This is a genomic window from Streptomyces sp. NPDC059477, assembly GCF_042749375.1.
Classification (GTDB): Bacteria; Actinomycetota; Actinomycetes; order Streptomycetales; family Streptomycetaceae; genus Streptomyces.
On the sequence record NZ_JBHYUG010000042.1, the window covers coordinates 4694 to 20965 of the forward strand.

18 protein-coding genes are annotated in these 16272 nt (G+C 71.6%); 10 read left to right on the forward strand and 8 right to left on the reverse strand.

What is annotated here, in order from left to right; translation table 11 throughout:
- Positions 1–108 precede the first annotated feature (108 nt).
- Positions 109–483 carry a hypothetical protein gene (locus ACFXAZ_RS21440; protein ID WP_384593406.1) on the reverse strand — a complete coding sequence of 125 codons (375 nt, stop codon included), beginning with the start codon at positions 481–483 and terminating at the stop codon, positions 109–111.
- Positions 484–631: 148 nt separating this feature from the next.
- On the opposite strand from ACFXAZ_RS21440, the gene ACFXAZ_RS21445 reads away from it, so the two are divergent.
- Positions 632–1267 carry a uridine kinase gene (locus ACFXAZ_RS21445; RefSeq protein WP_384593409.1) on the forward strand — a complete coding sequence of 212 codons (636 nt, stop codon included), beginning with the start codon at positions 632–634 and terminating at the stop codon, positions 1265–1267.
- 332 nt (positions 1268–1599) lie between these two features.
- Here the strand turns inward: ACFXAZ_RS21445 and ACFXAZ_RS21450 are convergent, their stop codons facing one another.
- Complete coding sequence (locus ACFXAZ_RS21450) at positions 1600–2343, reverse strand: SigE family RNA polymerase sigma factor (protein ID WP_384593412.1); 744 nt, start codon at positions 2341–2343, stop codon at positions 1600–1602.
- Between the two features lie 264 nt (positions 2344–2607).
- Here ACFXAZ_RS21450 and afsQ1 point away from each other — a divergent pair, with 264 nt between their 5' ends.
- The 5 genes from afsQ1 (at position 2608) to ACFXAZ_RS21475 (ending at position 6607) form a co-directional block, all read left to right on the forward strand.
- Entirely contained in the window at positions 2608–3285 is a 678-nt protein-coding gene (gene afsQ1, locus ACFXAZ_RS21455) for a two-component system response regulator AfsQ1 (RefSeq protein ID WP_355737772.1), read from the forward strand.
- Complete coding sequence (locus ACFXAZ_RS21460) at positions 3282–4862, forward strand: ATP-binding protein (RefSeq protein ID WP_384593416.1); 1581 nt, start codon at positions 3282–3284, stop codon at positions 4860–4862. The genes afsQ1 and ACFXAZ_RS21460 overlap by 4 nt, the downstream gene beginning before the upstream one ends.
- Positions 4859–5473, forward strand: a complete 615-nt coding sequence (locus tag ACFXAZ_RS21465) for a hypothetical protein (RefSeq protein ID WP_384593419.1) — start codon at positions 4859–4861, stop codon at positions 5471–5473. Before ACFXAZ_RS21460 ends, ACFXAZ_RS21465 begins: the two co-directional genes overlap by 4 nt.
- Positions 5474–5742: 269 nt before the next feature.
- On the forward strand, positions 5743–6312 hold the full coding sequence (locus ACFXAZ_RS21470; RefSeq protein ID WP_384593422.1) for a VanZ family protein: 570 nt from the start codon (positions 5743–5745) through the stop codon (positions 6310–6312).
- Between the two features lie 91 nt (positions 6313–6403).
- Positions 6404–6607, forward strand: a complete 204-nt coding sequence (locus ACFXAZ_RS21475; RefSeq protein WP_384593425.1) for a PspC domain-containing protein — start codon at positions 6404–6406, stop codon at positions 6605–6607.
- A gap of 97 nt (positions 6608–6704) precedes the next feature.
- On the opposite strand, the gene ACFXAZ_RS21480 is transcribed toward ACFXAZ_RS21475, so the two are convergent.
- Positions 6705–7061 (reverse strand): ATP-binding protein, encoded by a 357-nt coding sequence (locus ACFXAZ_RS21480; RefSeq protein ID WP_382680559.1) that lies wholly within the window; start codon positions 7059–7061, stop codon positions 6705–6707.
- 143 nt (positions 7062–7204) lie between these two features.
- Entirely contained in the window at positions 7205–8368 is a 1164-nt protein-coding gene (locus ACFXAZ_RS21485; protein ID WP_384593428.1) for an adenosine deaminase, read from the reverse strand.
- A gap of 113 nt (positions 8369–8481) precedes the next feature.
- Between ACFXAZ_RS21485 and ACFXAZ_RS21490 the strand changes: the two genes are divergently transcribed.
- The gene (locus ACFXAZ_RS21490; RefSeq protein WP_384593431.1) at positions 8482–9240 is read left to right on the forward strand and encodes an alpha/beta hydrolase; all 759 of its coding nucleotides are present in this window, start codon (positions 8482–8484) and stop codon (positions 9238–9240) included.
- 180 nt (positions 9241–9420) lie between these two features.
- Here the strand turns inward: ACFXAZ_RS21490 and ACFXAZ_RS21495 are convergent, their stop codons facing one another.
- A complete protein-coding gene (locus ACFXAZ_RS21495; protein ID WP_384593434.1) occupies positions 9421–10374 on the reverse strand; it encodes a LysR family transcriptional regulator in 954 nt (317 codons plus the stop codon).
- Positions 10375–10437: 63 nt separating this feature from the next.
- Here ACFXAZ_RS21495 and ACFXAZ_RS21500 point away from each other — a divergent pair, with 63 nt between their 5' ends.
- Both ACFXAZ_RS21500 and ACFXAZ_RS21505 read left to right on the forward strand, forming a co-directional pair.
- Positions 10438–11727, forward strand: a complete 1290-nt coding sequence (locus ACFXAZ_RS21500; RefSeq protein ID WP_384593437.1) for an MFS transporter — start codon at positions 10438–10440, stop codon at positions 11725–11727.
- A gap of 296 nt (positions 11728–12023) precedes the next feature.
- Positions 12024–13043, forward strand: coding sequence for a sigma-70 family RNA polymerase sigma factor (locus tag ACFXAZ_RS21505; protein WP_384593440.1), 1020 nt, complete (start codon positions 12024–12026; stop codon positions 13041–13043).
- On the opposite strand, the gene ACFXAZ_RS21510 is transcribed toward ACFXAZ_RS21505, so the two are convergent.
- On the reverse strand, positions 12927–13271 hold the full coding sequence (locus tag ACFXAZ_RS21510) for an STAS domain-containing protein (protein WP_384593443.1): 345 nt from the start codon (positions 13269–13271) through the stop codon (positions 12927–12929). The two genes, ACFXAZ_RS21505 and ACFXAZ_RS21510, sit on opposite strands and share 117 nt — an antisense overlap.
- A 197-nt stretch (positions 13272–13468) precedes the next feature.
- Between ACFXAZ_RS21510 and ACFXAZ_RS21515 the strand changes: the two genes are divergently transcribed.
- The gene (locus tag ACFXAZ_RS21515) at positions 13469–14392 is read left to right on the forward strand and encodes an AEC family transporter (RefSeq protein ID WP_384593446.1); all 924 of its coding nucleotides are present in this window, start codon (positions 13469–13471) and stop codon (positions 14390–14392) included.
- Between the two features lie 5 nt (positions 14393–14397).
- Here the strand turns inward: ACFXAZ_RS21515 and ACFXAZ_RS21520 are convergent, their stop codons facing one another.
- Positions 14398–14769: a Uma2 family endonuclease gene (locus tag ACFXAZ_RS21520; RefSeq protein ID WP_384593449.1), complete on the reverse strand. Its 372-nt coding sequence runs from the start codon at positions 14767–14769 to the stop codon at positions 14398–14400.
- Between the two features lie 69 nt (positions 14770–14838).
- On the reverse strand, positions 14839–16122 hold the full coding sequence (locus ACFXAZ_RS21525; RefSeq protein WP_384593451.1) for a thymidine phosphorylase: 1284 nt from the start codon (positions 16120–16122) through the stop codon (positions 14839–14841).
- Positions 16123–16272 lie beyond the last annotated feature (150 nt).

Below are 16272 nucleotides of genomic sequence, written 5' to 3' on the forward strand. Positions count from 1 at the left end.
TCCGCCCCGCGGCGGGGCCCGCGTAGGGGACCGGCTTCGGCCACTGGCCCGCACGCGGGCGCGCTGGCCGTCATGCGCCGGCGGGGCGCCAGCTCCCGCCAACCCGCACTAGCCCCCCAGCAACTGCCCCACCACGGGCAGACTCCCCACCGACGGAGCCTGGGCGATCGGCCCCGTCAGCATCTTCGACGTGACCGGCTGGAAGTCGGCGAGCTGCGTCCCCACCCCGTTGTCGAGAGGATCGACCCCCGTCCCCGCCAGCGGATTCGGCTTGAGCCCGGCCACCGGCCCGGTCACATACGGCAGGACGCCGATGGCCGCGGCGAGCCCCGCCTGAGGATCGATGTTGCCCAGCGAGGTCGGACGCGTACGCATCACATCGACCACCGGCTCACCGTCGGCCGCGGCGGCGGCACCCGAGGCCGCGCCGACGGCCGCTCCCGCCAAAGCCAGCACAGCGAGCGAATTCTGGCGTAGGGACACCACTGCCACCTTTCACACACATCACATGAGGTCACACATCACACGAGGTAACCATTTCAACACAAAGGGTAGTTGAGATGTGACGCGCGCTTCAAAGCCGACCCGCGGTCTCGTGGGGCGGCCACCCCATGCCGCACACTGAGGTCCCGTGAGTTCCCATCCGCCCATACCCACCCGGGTCGTGCTGCTCTGCGGCCCGTCCGGCTCCGGCAAGTCCCTTCTCGCCCAGCGCTCCGGCCTCCCGGTGCTGCGCCTGGACGACTTCTACAAGGAGGGTGACGACCCGACGCTGCCGCTGGTGGCGGGAAGCTCCGACATCGACTGGGACCACCCCGGCTCCTGGGACGCCGACGCGGCCGTCAGCGCGATCACCGCCCTGTGCCGCACGGGCCGTACGTCCGTACCGGTCTACGACATCGCGCGCAGCGCCCGCACGGGCGAGGACAGCGTGGACATCGGCCGCACCCCGCTGTTCGTGGCGGAGGGCGTCTTCGCCGCCGAGATAGTGCGGCGCTGCCGGGACCTCGGGGTCCTCGCCGACGCGCTCTGCCTGAACCGCGGCCCGGTCAGGACGTTCCGCCGCCGCTTCCTGCGCGATCTCAAGGAGGGCCGCAAGTCCGTGGCGTTCCTGCTGCGCCGCGGCTGGCGGCTGATGCGCGCCGAGCGCTCGATCATCACCCGCCAGACCGGCCTCGGCGCCCACCCCTGCGACCGCGACGAGGCGATGGGCCGCCTGGCGGCAGCGGCGGCGGGCCGCTGCACCAGGGCCCGCAGCACACCGTAGGAGCGCCGCAGCACACCGCGGAGCGCCGCCGATCACGTGGAGCGCGGGCCGTACGGCAGGAACCGGACAACAGAAAGCGGGACTGGATGGACCCCCCGGCCCTCCAGTCCCGCTCTCTGTGGTGCTCCCCCCGTGTTCCCCCGTGTCCCCCTTCTCTCTTTTCTTGCTACCCCCGTAGCTCCCCCGTACTTTCCCCCGTGCTTCCCCCCCCAGGGTCCATGCAGCGCCAGGTGCTTCCCCCGGACCCCGTAGACAAGACCCCCGTACCGTCCCCCTGATACACCCCCCGGGGAACTTTTTTCTTTCTTCCCCCCGAACCTTCGAGTGACCGGTCAGGCGACCAGTTCGCCGAAGGCGTCCTCCTGGTCACGGCCGAAGCTCAGGACCTCGTCGTCGCGCAGCCGGCGCAGCGAGCGCCAGATGCTGGACTTGACCGTGCCCACACTGATGTCGAGGATCTCCGCGATCTCCGGGTCCGTGCGGCCCTCGTAGTAGCGCAGGACCAGCATGGTGCGCTGGAGTTCCGGCAGCCGGGTGAGCGCCTGCCACAGGACCGCGCGCAGTTCGGTGCCGCGCATCGCGTCCGTGTCGCCGGGCGTCTCCGGCAGTTCCTCGGTCGGGTACTCGTTGAGCTTGCGGCGGCGCCACGCGCTGATGTGCAGGTTCGTCATGGTCCGGCGGAGGTATCCGCCGACCGCCGCCTTGTCACTGATCCGGTCCCAGGCCCGGTACGTCGAGAACAGCGCGCTCTGCAACAGATCCTCGGCCTCGAACCGGTCACCGGTGAGGTGGTACGCGGTGGCGTACAGGGAGGCGCGGCGCTCCTGGACGTAGGCGGTGAACTCCACCTCCGACACCGAGCGCCGCTCCCCCGATCCCTCCCTGTACGCGTCCCCCCCGTGCGCCTCCCCCGTGAAGGCGTCAACCACCGTCATATAGACGGTGTGCTGACGCCCGGCGCCGCGAGCGCACCCCCGCCCACCCGTGACGCCGGACTTCTCGGAACCCCGGCCCCCGTTCACGTCGTGCAGACGCGTGACCACTGCGCTGGTGCTGGTGCCGTGCAGCGTGTTCATCTCGCGCCCCCCGTCGTGGACTTCCGGTGTTCGGCCCTCGGTGTCCGACCCGGCCGGGCCGGACTCCTGTGCTCGTGCCGAGAAGCTTGCCCCGGCACTTTCATCGCTGTGTCCGCCGACTGTCACAGACCTGCAACAGGGGGCTGTGACCGTGACTTCCAAGATCACGCACAGGGTTCAGGTATGCGTCCCCCACGCCCTCTCCACGGTTGATCCGCACCCACAGGTCGAACACCGCACCCTCCATGGGCCAGAATGAGCCCCGTGCCTTCCCTGTTGCTGATCGAGGACGACGACGCCATCCGGACGGCCCTGGAGCTCTCACTGACGCGCCAGGGACACCGGGTGGCGACCGCTGCCAGCGGTGAGGACGGTCTGAAACTGCTCCGTGAGCAGCGGCCGGACCTGATCGTGCTGGATGTGATGCTGCCCGGGATCGACGGCTTCGAGGTGTGCCGGCGGATCCGGCGCACCGACCAGCTGCCGATCATCCTGCTGACCGCGCGCAGCGACGACATCGACGTGGTGGTCGGTCTGGAGTCCGGTGCCGATGACTATGTGGTCAAACCCGTGCAGGGCCGGGTGCTGGACGCCCGGATCCGCGCGGTCCTGCGCCGCGGCGAGCGGGAGGCGAACGACGCGGCGACCTTCGGCAGCCTGGTCATCGACCGGGCCGCGATGACCGTCACCAAGAACGGCGAGGATCTCCAGCTCACCCCGACCGAGCTGCGGCTGCTCCTCGAACTGAGCCGGCGGCCCGGTCAGGCCCTCTCCCGCCAGCAGCTGCTGCGCCTGGTGTGGGAGCACGACTACCTGGGCGACTCGCGGCTGGTGGACGCCTGTGTGCAGCGGCTGCGCGCCAAGGTCGAGGACGTGCCGTCCTCCCCGTCGCTGATCCGTACCGTACGAGGTGTCGGCTACCGGCTGGATCCGCCTCAGTGACCCAGCGGGAACGGGGGGTCCGCGGCTGGGCCGCGGCGCGCAGGGCGGTGCTGTCCGGGCTGCGCTTCACCAGTCTGAGGCTGCGCCTGGTGGTGGTCTTCGGGCTGGTGGCGCTGACCGCCGCGGTGTCGGCGTCGGCGATCGCCTACTGGCTGAACCGCGAGGCGGTGCTCACCCGCACCCAGGACGCGGTGCTGCGCGACTTCCAGCAGGAGATGCAGAACCGGGCCGGTTCGCTGCCCGAGCAACCGGGCCAGGCCGAGTTGCAGCTCACCGCGAGCCAGATGGCCGGCAACAGCAGCCAGCGCTTCACCGTGCTGCTGGTCGCGGAGAACGTCCAGGGCCGGACCGTGTCCGGCAGCTCCGGCGGGCTGAGCGGCTTCAGCCTCCAGGACGTGCCCGAGTCGCTGCGTACGGCGGTGGACAAGCGCCAGCCGGTCGGCGACGGCAATACGGCCCCGTACCACCTGTACTGGCAGCGGATCGTGGACGACGGCACGCCCTATCTGGTGGCCGGGACGCGGGTGATCGGCGGTGGGGCGACCGGGTACATGCTCAAGTCGCTGGAGCCGGAGGCGAAGGATCTCAACTCGCTGGCCTGGTCGCTGGGGATCGCCACCGGGCTGGCGCTGATCGGCTCGGCGCTGCTGGCGCAGGCCGCGGCCACGACCGTGCTCAAGCCGGTGCAGCGGCTGGGGGTGGCCGCGCGGCGGCTCGGCGAGGGCCGGCTGGACACCAGGCTGCGGGTGTCCGGGACCGATGAACTGGCGGATCTGTCGCGGACCTTCAACAAGGCGGCCGAGGCGCTGGAGAAGCGGGTGGACGACATGGCCGCCCGTGACGAGGCGTCCCGCCGGTTCGTCGCCGACATGAGCCATGAGCTGCGTACGCCGCTGACCGCGATCACCGCCGTCACCGAGGTGCTGGAGGAGGAGCTGGACTCCGAGAGCGGCGGCCTCGACCCGATGATCGAACCGGCGGTACGGCTGGTGGTGAGCGAGACACGCCGGCTGAACGACCTGGTGGAGAACCTGATGGAGGTCACCCGCTTCGACGCGGGCACCGCCCGGCTGGTGCTGGACGACGTGGACGTCGCCGACCAGATCACCGCCTGTATCGACGCCCGTGCCTGGCTGGACGCGGTGGACCTGGACGCCGAGCGCGGCATCCACGCCCGGCTCGACCCGCGCCGCCTGGACGTGATCCTCGCCAACCTGGTCGGCAACGCCCTCAAGCACGGCGGCTCCCCGGTACGGGTGTCGGTGCGTGTGGAGCACACCGGGGGCGAGGAGGTGGTGATCCGGGTGCGCGACCACGGTCCCGGCATCCCAAAGGACGTCCTTCCGCACGTCTTCGACCGCTTCTACAAGGCGAGCGCCTCCCGCCCGCGCTCCGAGGGCAGCGGCCTGGGTCTGTCCATCGCCCTGGAGAACGCCCACATCCACGGCGGCGAGATCACCGCCGAGAACTCCCCCGAGGGCGGCGCCGTGTTCACCCTGCGGCTGCCGCAGGACAGCACGGAGGTGGCGCTGGCGGACGAGGAAGAGCGCCCGCGCGAGAACGGGACCGAGAAATGAGCGCACGACGCCCCCTGCTGTCCCTCCTGTCCCTTCCAGCGCTGGCCGCGCTGCTGACGGGCTGCGGGATACGGGCGACGGAGGTGCCGACGGACTTCGGGGCGGCCCCCTCGCGGGCGCACTGCTCGCTCACCGGGGAGGAGGTCACCTCGCGGACCGCCCTGGGCTTCCCGGCGCAGTTGTTCCTGCTGTGCGGGTCCTCGCTGGTACCGCTGGACCGGCTGGTGGAGATCTCGCCGGACGCGATGGCGGCGCCCCGGCGGGTCCAGGTCGCGCAGGGCCTCCTGGACCAGCTCGCGCAGCCGCCGACGGCCGCCGAGAAGGAGGCCGGCTACACGACGGACGTCCGTTACGGCCTGGTGGTGACCGGCCCGCAGGGCGACGACCCCGACGACACCCTGCGCCTCAGCGTGCCCCCCACCGACCTCACCACCTACGGCCTCGCCCAGATCGTCTGCACCTTCTCCGACTCCGAGGCCGCCGAGGGCGACGGCTCGGTCATCCTGGGCGGCCCGCACGGCACCCCCCTACGCCGCTACGAATGCACCGACGAGGTCCGCAACAGCCCCGCCGCCCAGGACCCCCCGTCGGAAGAAGTGACGGCGAGCTGAGACAGCCGGGCGGAGGACTTCTGGGCGGGGCGGCTCGGATGGGGGAAGTTCCGGGCGGGCCGGGAAACTGTGCGATGGGCGCGAGCACCGACGCCCCAAGGGGCGCGGGGAACTGCGCGACCAGCCCCCACCCACCCGCACCTGGCAAACCAGATGGATCACCCCCCGCCTTCTCCGTAAAACACCCCACACCGATGTGTCGTACACCTCACCCCCCGCTCCCCCACCCCCACGGAACCGATCCCACCGCCCCCCGCGTCTAGGGGATCGTGCAGCGTCAAGGCTCGATGGGCGGCGGCAGCAGCTCCCGCATCCGGGCGACAGGAGCCGTCCTCCTCGTCGCACACCTCGCGTTCGTCGGATGGCTGACGCTGCGTCCACTGGACGTCCCCTGGGTCGCGCCCGCCAATCTCCACCCGCTCGCCGGCATCCGTGCCGACCTCGCGCTGGGCTGGCCGCAGGCCGCATGGCGCATCGGCGAGAGCACGGCACTGCTGGCCCCCCTGGGCGTCCTGCTGCCGGCGGTGGGCGGACGCCTGTACGTCTCCCCGCTCGCGTCGCTGCTGCGCACCATCGCCGCCGGAACCCTGATCTCGCTGGGCATCGAACTGCTCCAGACCGGGGTCCCCGGCCAGGTGACGGACGTCGATTCGCTGCTGCTGAACACCGCCGGGGTGCTGCTGGCGCACGTCGCGATCGTCCCGGCGGCCCGCGCGTCGCTGCGCCGCCGCGCCGCGCGCCCGCCGCTCCGACCAGGGGTCGAGGGCGGTGCCCTCCCCCAGGACGAGGCGGCTCAGGGTCGTACCCCGACGATTCCCAGGGTCGGGGTCGCCCCGTAGAGCGACGCTTGGGCGGGTTCGTCTTCGTACGGTGGAGCACAAGATGAGGCCCGTATCGAGGGCCCGTTGCGACGCTCGCGAAGGAGCAGCCATGTCCCGCCTCGCCCGCCCCACCAACGGCCGCGTCATCGGCGGTGTGTGCGCCGCGCTGGCCCGGCGCTTCGGCAGGTCCGCGACGACCATACGTGTGATCTTCCTGGTGTCCTGTCTGGTGCCGGGCCCGCAGTTCCTGATCTACCTCGCCCTGTGGATGCTCTTCCCGTCGGAGGAGAAGGCGGCCCGTACGGCCTGGTGAGCGCGGGGCTCCCGGCGGGCGTGCGGAAACGCCGCCGGGGCGCACTCCACATGACGTGGGGTGCGCCCCGGCGGTCGGGGATCGGCGGGCGGCCGGGTCAGCCCAGCGGGATCCCGTTCAGCGGCAGACCGTGCGTGGGCAGGCCCTTGACCGGGAGACCGCCGAGCAGACCGGCGGCGGGCTGGGTCGGGCCCTTGGCGAGCACGCTCTGGGCGGCCGGCTGGGCGGCGGCGAGGCCGGTGCCGAGCGCGTTCTGACCCTGGTGCAGGGCCTCGCCGGCACCGGGCAGCACCTGGGCGATGTTCTCGGCGGGGAGGGTGCGGGTGACGGTGTCCAGCGCCTGCGTGGCGTCGGGAAGGGCTGCCGGGGCGGCGTTGGCGGCACCGGCGCCGGTGGCGGCGAAGGCGGCACCGAGAGCGGCGACACCGAGGGTCTTGGCAGCAGACTGCTTCATCGTGAATGCGTCCTTGAAATGAACGGAACAGGGATCGAGAGCGGTCCCCGAACGTAAACACGCGGACCCCCCGGCCGCAAACATCGAAATGCGGACGAGTGGTGAACACCCGCCCGCATTCCGGGACCCACAGGGTCCCCCGTTCAGCCCTGACCGTCGGTGGAACCGCTGGTGGAGGCGGTCTGCCGGAACAGCCATTCGGATTTCAGCTCGGCGTAACCGGGCTTGATCACGTCATTGATCATCGCCAGTCGTTCATCGAAAGGAATGAATGCTGACTTCATAGCATTGACGGAGAACCACTGCATGTCATCGAGCGTGTATCCGAATGCCTCGACGAGGTGCTCGAATTCCCGGCTCATGCTGGTGCCGGACATCAGACGATTGTCGGTGTTGACGGTGGCGCGGAAGTGCAGTCGCCGCAGCAGGCCGATGGGGTGCTCGGCGTAGGAGGCGGCGGCGCCGGTCTGGAGGTTGGAGCTGGGGCACAGCTCCAGCGGGATGCGCTTGTCGCGGACGTAGGCGGCGAGCCGGCCGAGCGTCACCCCGCCGTCCTCGGCGACCTCGATGTCGTCGATGATCCGGACGCCGTGGCCGAGCCGGTCGGCGCCGCACCACTGGAGGGCCTGCCAGATGGAGGGCAGGCCGAAGGCTTCTCCGGCGTGGATGGTGAAGTGGTTGTTCTCGCGCTTGAGGTACTCGAAGGCGTCGAGATGACGGGTGGGCGGGTAGCCGGCCTCGGCGCCCGCGATGTCGAAGCCGACGACGCCCAGGCCGCGGTAGCGGTTGGCGAGTTCGGCGATCTCCAGGGCGCGGGCGGCGTGCCGCATGGCGGTGAGCAGGGCGCCGACCCGGATCCGGTTCCCGTCGGCGCGGGCTCGCCGCTCGCCCTCGCGGAACCCTTCGGTGACGGCCTCGACGACCTCTTCGAGGGTCAGGCCCTGCGCGAGGTGCTGCTCGGGGGCGTAGCGCACCTCGGCGTAGACGACTCCGTCGGCGGCGAGGTCCTCGGCGCACTCGGCGGCGACCCGGACCAGCGCGTCACGGGTCTGCATGACGCCGACGGTGTGCGAGAAGGTCTCCAGATAGCGCTCCAGCGAGCCGGAGTCGGCGGCCTCGCGGAACCAGATGCCGAGTTTGTCGGCATCGGTCTCGGGGAGGGCCGTGTACCCGGTCTCACGGGCGAGGTCGACGATCGTGCCGGGGCGAAGGCCGCCGTCGAGGTGGTCGTGCAGCAGAACCTTGGGTGCCCGGCGGATCTGGTCCGGGCTCGGGATGGTCCGCTTCCGGTCAGTCTGGCTCGTCATTGACGTACTCTAACTCCTACGCGCGTAGATCACCCGCTGCGCAGTGCCGTCGATACGTAACAGTGACCCCGACGACGGGTCGAGTACACCGTCTCTTCTGACACTGTTCTGTCATGGCACAGCAAGCGACGCCGGTGCGCCGCGCCCGGCTGGGGCGGGCCCTCGGCCCGGAGCCGACGGCGGTCAGCGCGGTGGTCCTGCTCCTCCCCGGCGGTGACGCGGTCTCACACCGCAAGCCCTCCCCCATGTTGGCGACGGCATCCATGCGCGGTCTGGGCCGCCGGCTGCTGCGCGCCGGACGGGACGAGGGGCTGACCGCGCATGTCGTCCACTACCGCTACCGCGGCTGGAACGGCACCGACGCCGTCCTCGCGCACGACGCGCTGTGGGCCGCCGACGAGGTGGTGCGGCGCTACGGCGATGTGCCGATCTGTCTCGCCGGGCTCGACATGGGCGGGCGGGCCGCGCTGCACGCGGCCGGGCACGAGGCCGTCAACTCCGTACTGGCGATTGCCCCCTGGCTGCCCGAGGAAGATGTCGCGGCGTCACCCGAACCGGTGAAACAGCTTGTGGGGCGGCGGGTGCTGATCGTGCACGGCACGAATGACGAGCGGACCGATCCGGAGCTGTCCTTCCGGCTGGCGGCGCGGGCGAAGAAGTCGAACCGGGATGTGTGCCGGTTCGAAGTGCACGGGGATCGGCACGGGTTGCATCAGTACCGGGATGAGGTGCTGGCGTTGTCGTCGGATTTCGTGATGGGGGTGTTGTTCGGGAAGGCGTTGGCGCGGCCCGTGCGGGATGCGCTGGCCGCGCCGCCGCCACTGGGGTTGCGTATGCCGTTGGCTTCTGGGTTCGGGCGCGCTTATCGGTAGCGCCGTTGTGGGGGCGGTTGTTCCTCAGGTGCGGGTTCGTTGTGGTTGCTCGCGCAGTTCCCCGCGCCCCTGGGGGTGGGGGCGGTCGTTCTTTCGGTAGGGGTCCGTCGTGGTTGCTCGCGCCCACGCGGCGGAGCCGCACATGGATACAGCCCCGCGCCCCTATCGGGGGCGCTGCCGTCAGGTGGGGAGCAGGTTGCCCCTTCTTGACAACAGGAACTTCTTGAAGGCCGCTACCGGTGGGGTGTCCGGGCGGCCTGCCAGCCACGCCACGCCGATTTCTCGGGCCGCCCTTGGGGCGGTGACCGTGAGTTCGGCGACGCCGGGGCGCGGGACGGTGGGCGGGGGCAGGAGCGCCACGCCCAGACCGGCGGCGACCAGGCCCCTGAGAGTCTCCGTCTCCTCTCCTTCGAAGGCGATCCGGGGACGGAACCCCGCCTCTTGGCACAGGTCGTCGGTGATGCGGCGCATGCCGTAGCCGGGTTCCAGGGTGACGAAGGTTTCCTCGGCGGCCTCGGCCAGGCGGATGCGCCGGCGGGTGGCGAGGCGGTGGTCGCGGGGGACGACCAGGCGCAGCTTCTGTTCGTCCAGGCGGCGGGCGACCAGGTCGGGGGTGTCCGGGACCGGCGAGGTCAGACAGAGGTCGAGTGCGCCGGCGCGCAGGGTTTCGAGCATCGCCTCGCCGTGGTTCTGGACGAGGGAGAAGCGCACGCGCGGATGGTCCGCGCGGAAGGCGTGCAGCAGGCCCGGGACGGTCTCGGCGCCCATGGTGTGCAGAAACCCGAAGGCGACCTTGCCGGTGGCCGGGTCGGCGTCCGCGCGGACCTCCTCGGCGGCGCGCTCGATCTCGGCGAGGGCGCGTTCGACGGAGGCGAGGAAGGTGTGACCGGCGGTGGTCAGGGCGACCGTACGGCCGCGGCGGGCGAACAGGTCGACGCCGAGGTCCTGTTCGAGGCGGACCAGGGAGCGGGAGAGGGTGGACTGGGGGACGTTCATCTCCTGGGCGGCCCGGGTGACGTGCTCGGTGCGGGCGACTCCGGCGAAGTGGACCAGGCGGGGGGCGAGCAGGGCGACGATGTCTTCTGTGTCACTGCTCGGTGACAGTCGCCCCTGTGACCTCTGCTGATGCGTCATGGGAACGATTATGGCGATTCCATGCATTGGACGGATGAGCGGGAGGGGAGCACGCTTCTTGGCATGACTCCCGCCAGTACCGGGGCGTCCAGCACCCTGGGCGCCGCCCCCTCCGTCCCCTCAGCACCCTCCGCGTCCGATGTCCCCCCTCCCGCCGATGCGCGGCTGTCCCCCGGCGGGCCCGGCTACCGCCGGATGAGCTTCGCCCTCTTCCTGGCCGGGGTCGCCACCTTCGCGCTGCTGTACTCGACGCAGGCGCTGCTGCCGCTGATCTCCGCGGACTTCGGGGTGAGCGCGGGCGAGGCGAGCTGGACGGTGGCCGCGTCGACCGGCGGGCTGGCGCTGTTCGTGATCCCGATGAGCGCGCTGTCGGAACGGTTCGGCAGGCGTACGGTCATGACCGCGTCGCTGGTGGTCGCGGTGGCCGTCGCGGTGGTGATCCCGTTCGCGCCGTCGCTGACCGCGCTGGTCGCGCTGCGCGCGGTGCAGGGCGCGGCGCTGGCGGGGGTGCCGGCGTCGGCGACGGCGTATCTGGCGGAGGAGGTCCGGCCGAGGGCGCTGATCACGGCGATCGGGCTGTTCGTCGCGGGCAACAGTGTGGGCGGCATGAGCGGCCGGGTGCTGACCGGCTGGGTCGCGCAGGAGTGGGGCTGGCGGGTGGCGCTCGGCGCGCTGGGGCTGATGGCGGTGGGGTGCGCGGTCGCGTTCCGGCTGCTGCTGCCGGCGCCGCGGAACTTCACGCCGGGATCGCTGCGGCCGGGGGTGCTGGTGGCGACCGTACGGGGGCATCTGGCCGATCCGCTGCTGCGGCGGCTGTACGCGATCGGCGCGCTGTTCATGACCGTGTTCGGCGGGGTGTACACGGTGATCGGGTACCGGCTGACCGAGGCGCCGTTCTCGCTGCCGCAGGGGGTCGTCGGGTCGATCTTCCTGGTGTATCTGGTGGGTACGGTGTCGGCGTCCACCGCCGGGCGGCTGGTCGGCCGGCTGGGGCGGCGCGGGGCGCTGTATCTGGCCGGAGGGACCACGGCGGCGGGGCTGACGCTGTCGCTGTCGGACTCGCTGGGGCTGGTGCTGGCGGGGCTGGTGCTGATCACCGCCGGGTTCTTCGCGGGGCACGCGGTCGCGTCGTCGGCGGTGAGCAAGACGGCGACGGTGGGGCGGGCGCAGGCCGCGGCGCTGTATCAGTCGGCGTACTACGTCGGCGCGAGCGCCGGGAGCACGGTGGGGGCGGTCGCGTTCCACGCCGGGGGGTGGGCCGGGACCGTGGGGGTCGGGCTGCTGGCGGTGGTGGGGGTCGTGGGGATCACGGGGGTGGGGTCCCGGGCCGCGCGGGTCGCTGCGCGGGCTTGAGCGGGGGGTCTGGGGGCGTCCGGTTGTTTGTTCGGGTGCGGGTGGGGTGTGGCTGGTCGCGCCCACGCGGCGGAGCCGCACATGGATACAGCCCCGCGCCCCTGGGGCGTTGCCGTCGCGGCCGTTGACAGGTCTGGCCCGGTCGGGGGCGCGCACCGGGCGAGTGAGACGTACCCCATCTGAGCTGGGCGTTTGTTCGCTGCGGGGGTCATTGTCAGTGGGCTGCGGTAGCTTCCAAGGTGCTGGGCGCAATGAGGCGTGTGGCGGAATGGAACGGCCGCAGGGGTGGGTGGACGATGACCAAGGGCACGGCGACGACCACGACGGACATCGACGCGACGCTGGAGAAGCACCGGGTCGAGCTGACGGGCTACTGCTACCGGATGCTCGGGTCCTCCTTCGAGGCGGAGGACGCGGTGCAGGACACGCTGGTGCGCGCGTGGCGGAGTTATGACAAGTTCGAGGGCCGGTCCAGCGTCCGCTCCTGGCTCTACCGCATCGCGACGAATGTGTGTCTGGACATGCTGAACGCGGGGAACAAGCGGGCCCGGCCCATGGATCTCACCGAGGCGACGCCGCTGGCCCAGGCCGCGCTGGCGCCGCGCCCGGACCACACCTGGCTGGAGCCCGTGCCGGACTCCCGGGTGCTGCCCTCGACCGCCGACCCGGCGGAGGCGGCGGTCGCCAAGGAGTCCGTGCGGCTCGCCTTCATGGCGGCGCTCCAGCAACTGCCGCCCAAGCAGCGCGCGGTGCTGATCCTGCGCGAGGTGCTGGCGTGGAAGGCCAGCGAGGTCGCCGAGCTGCTCGGCACCTCCGTGGCGAGCGTCAACAGCGCCCTTCAGCGTGCCCGCGCGACCCTCGCCGAGCGCGAGGACAAGGGCGCCGACGCGGCCGTGTCGGATCCGCTGGACGAGGAGCAGCAGAAGCTGCTGGAGCGCTATGTCGCCGCCTTCGAGGGGTACGACATGACGGCCCTGACGGCGCTGCTGCACGAAGACGCGGTCATGACCATGCCGCCGTTCGACCTGTGGCTCACCGGCCCGGTGGACATCACCGGCTTCATGACCACCCTCGGCGCCGGGTGCGCGGGCTCCAAGCTGCGCCCGGTGCAGGTCAACGGCCTGCCCGGGTTCGCGCACTACAAGCCGGACCCGGAGGCGGGCGGTTACTCCCCGTGGGCGGTGCAGGTGCTGGAGATCTCAGACGGGCGGATCACCGGGTTCCACTTCTTCCTCGACACCCAGCGCTGGTTCCCGCTGTTCGGGCTGCCCCTCCATCTCGAAGCGGAGACCGACGAGATCGAGGAGGGCGCGTAGGGCGAGGTCCGGGGCGCGGAGCCGGATCCGGCCGCCGGAGCGGCGGGCGGCGAGTTCCATCCGCGCCAGCAGCTCGACGGCCGCCAGCCCCGGCGGCCCGAGCCCGGCGACATCGCACACCACCACCGGGGCGCCCGTGGCCGCCAGCAGCGTCCGTACGTCGTCGCACAGCCCGGTCACCTCGTCCCGGGTGACAGGGCCGGCGAGCACGATCTCGGCAGGGGGCATGGCGTCCACGTGCGGTAGACCGGCGCGGCGGGCGTAAATCATCGCGGGTGGCGGCGGGGGTTGCCCCGGCGTGCCGTGAGACGGCCTTGACCTGGGCGACTTCCGCGCCGGAGGGTTGGCTGTATGCCCCAAGGATCACCCCCGGGATCACCCCCGCCCGCGATACCCGGAGCCCGGCCTTCCGTCAAGGGGGCGTTGTGCAAGGGGTGTTGAGCGGGTTCGCGGTGATCGCGGTGGTGATCGTCGTCGGGTATCTCATCGGCGTCCGGGGGCATCTCGGCGAGCAGGGCCGCGAGGTGCTCACCAAGCTGGCCTTCCATGTGGCGTCGCCCGCGCTGCTGTTCACCACGCTCGCGGCGGCCGACCTCTCGGTGATCTTCTCCAGCCGGCTGCTGGTGACGGCGCTGAGCACGGCGGCGGTGGCGGGGGTGTTCGTGGCGGTGGCCGTCGTACGCCGCTGGGGTGTGGGCCGCAGCACGATCGGCGCGCTGTGCGCCAGTTATGTGAATGCCGGGAATCTGGGCATCCCGATCGCGGTGTATGTGCTGGGGGACGCGTCACTGGTCGCGCCGGTGCTGTTGTTCCAGCTGATCGGGGTCACGCCGATCGCCATGACGATCCTGGACCTGACGGAGGGCGGCGGCGCGAAACGCCCGCTGTGGCAGGTGCTGCTCACGCCGCTCCGCAATCCGATAGCGGTCGGTTCCCTGGCCGGGGTGGCGGTGTCCGCGACGGGCGTGCGGGTCCCCGGCCCGGTCCTGGACCCCCTGGTCCTGATCGGGAACATGTCCGTCCCCGCCGTCCTGCTGGCCTTCGGTATCTCCCTGCGCGGCAGCACCCTGCCCCTGCGGGGCGCGGACCGGGCCCCCGTGCTGCTCGCCGTCTCCCTGAAGTCCTTCGCCCAGCCCCTGCTGGCCTGGGCCCTGGCGGCGGCCGTCTTCGGCCTCAAGGGCGCGGCCCTGCTCGACGTGGTGGTCACCTCGGCCCTCCCCGCCGCCCAGAACCTCTTCACCTACGCGAGCCGCTACCGGGTGGGGGAGGTACTGGCCCGGGAGTCGATCCTGTTGTCGACGATGCTGTCGGTGCCGGTGCTCGTGGTGGTGGCGGCGTTGCTCGGGTGACGCCCTCAGCCCGTGGGGAGCTCGTCGGTTTCGAGTTCGAGGTGGAAAGGCTCCGGCAGCAGGATCGGCTCGCCGAACTTCCCCGCCCGCAGTACGCGGTAGACATCGCCGTGAGGTTCACCGTAGTGGGTGATCGTCGGGCTGGCGGGAGCCCAGCCGTCGATCAACAGATACAGCGGGACTCCGGCCTGCGCATAGCCTGCGGTCTTCTTCATCCGGTCGTTGATCGCGTTGGACCTGGAGGTGATCTCCACCTTGCAGCCCTCGGGTGCATCCGTCTCCTGCCAGATCCGGACGAGGTCGTCCCACTCGTGGCCGCTGGCCGCCATGTGGCCGACGGTGAGTGCGCCCATGGCGGTCTCCGATCGGTACGTCACCGATCCCAGCAAGCCCAACGGGACCGGCACCGGTCCACCACCCCCGTTCACCCGTACGAGTCCCCCAGCTCAGGCGATCCGCTCCAGCACCACCGGAGACGCCTCGAACGCCGTCCCCGGGGACTCGATGTCGTACGCGTTCGTCACGGACTCCAGGGCGTAGCCGAAGCGGTCCGGGGTGTCCGTGTGGAGGGTGAGGAGGGGCTGGCCCTGTGTGATGTGCTCGCCGGGCTTGGCGTGGAGTTCCACCCCCGCGCCCGCCTGTACCGGGTCCTCCTTGCGGGCGCGGCCCGCGCCCAGGCGCCAGGCGGCGACGCCGATGTCGTAGGCGTCCAGGCGGGTCAGGACGCCGGTCGCGGGGGCCCGTACGGTCTGGTGTTCGCGGGCCACCGGGAGCGGGGCGTCGGGGTCGCCGCCCTGGGCGGTGATCATCCGGCGCCAGACGTCCATCGCCGAGCCGTCGGCCAGGGCCTTCGCCGGGTCGGCGTCGGGCAGGCCGGCCGCGGTGAGCATTTCGCGGGCCAGGGCGAGGGTCAGTTCCACCACGTCGGAGGGGCCGCCGCCGGCCAGGACCTCGATCGACTCGCGGACCTCCAGGGCGTTTCCGGCGGTGAGGCCCAGCGGGGTGGCCATGTCGGTGAGGAGGGCGACCGTGCGGACGCCGTGGTCGGTGCCGAGGCCGACCATCGTGGCGGCCAGTTCACGGGCGTCGGCGAGGGTCTTCATGAAGGCGCCGCTGCCCACCTTGACGTCCAGGACCAGGGAGCCCGTACCCTCCGCGATCTTCTTGGACATGATGGAGGAGGCGATCAGCGGGATGGCTTCCACCGTGCCGGTCACGTCCCGCAGGGCGTACAGCTTCTTGTCGGCCGGGGCCAGGCCGTCGCCCGCCGCGCAGATCACCGCTCCGGCGCCGTTCAGGACCGACAGCATTTCGTCGTTCGACAGCGACGCCCGCCAGCCGGGGATGGACTCCAGTTTGTCCAGGGTGCCGCCGGTGTGGCCCAGGCCCCGGCCGGAGAGCTGGGGGACGGCCGCGCCGCACGCGGCCACGAGGGGGGCCAGCGGGAGGGTGATCTTGTCGCCGACGCCGCCCGTGGAGTGCTTGTCGGCGGTCGGGCGGGACAGCGCCGAGAAGTCCATGCGCTCGCCGGACGCGATCATCGCCGCGGTCCAGCGGGCGATCTCGCGGCGGTTCATGCCGTTGAGCAGGATGGCCATCGCGAGCGCCGACATCTGCTCGTCGGCGACCTCGCCGCGCGTGTACGCGTCGATGACCCAGTCGATCTGCGCGTCGCTCAGCTCCCCGCGGTCCCGCTTGGCGCGGATGACGGAGATGGCGTCCATGGCCATGGGTGGGGTTCCTTCCAGGACTTTCAGGACTTCCAGGATTTTCCAGGACTGAGGGGGCGGGCCCCCCCCGGGGGGGGGGGGGGGGGGGCGCGGGGGACCGGGGATCCGGGGGGGTGGGCGGGGCCCCAGGCCCTGGGGGGGAGGGGCGAC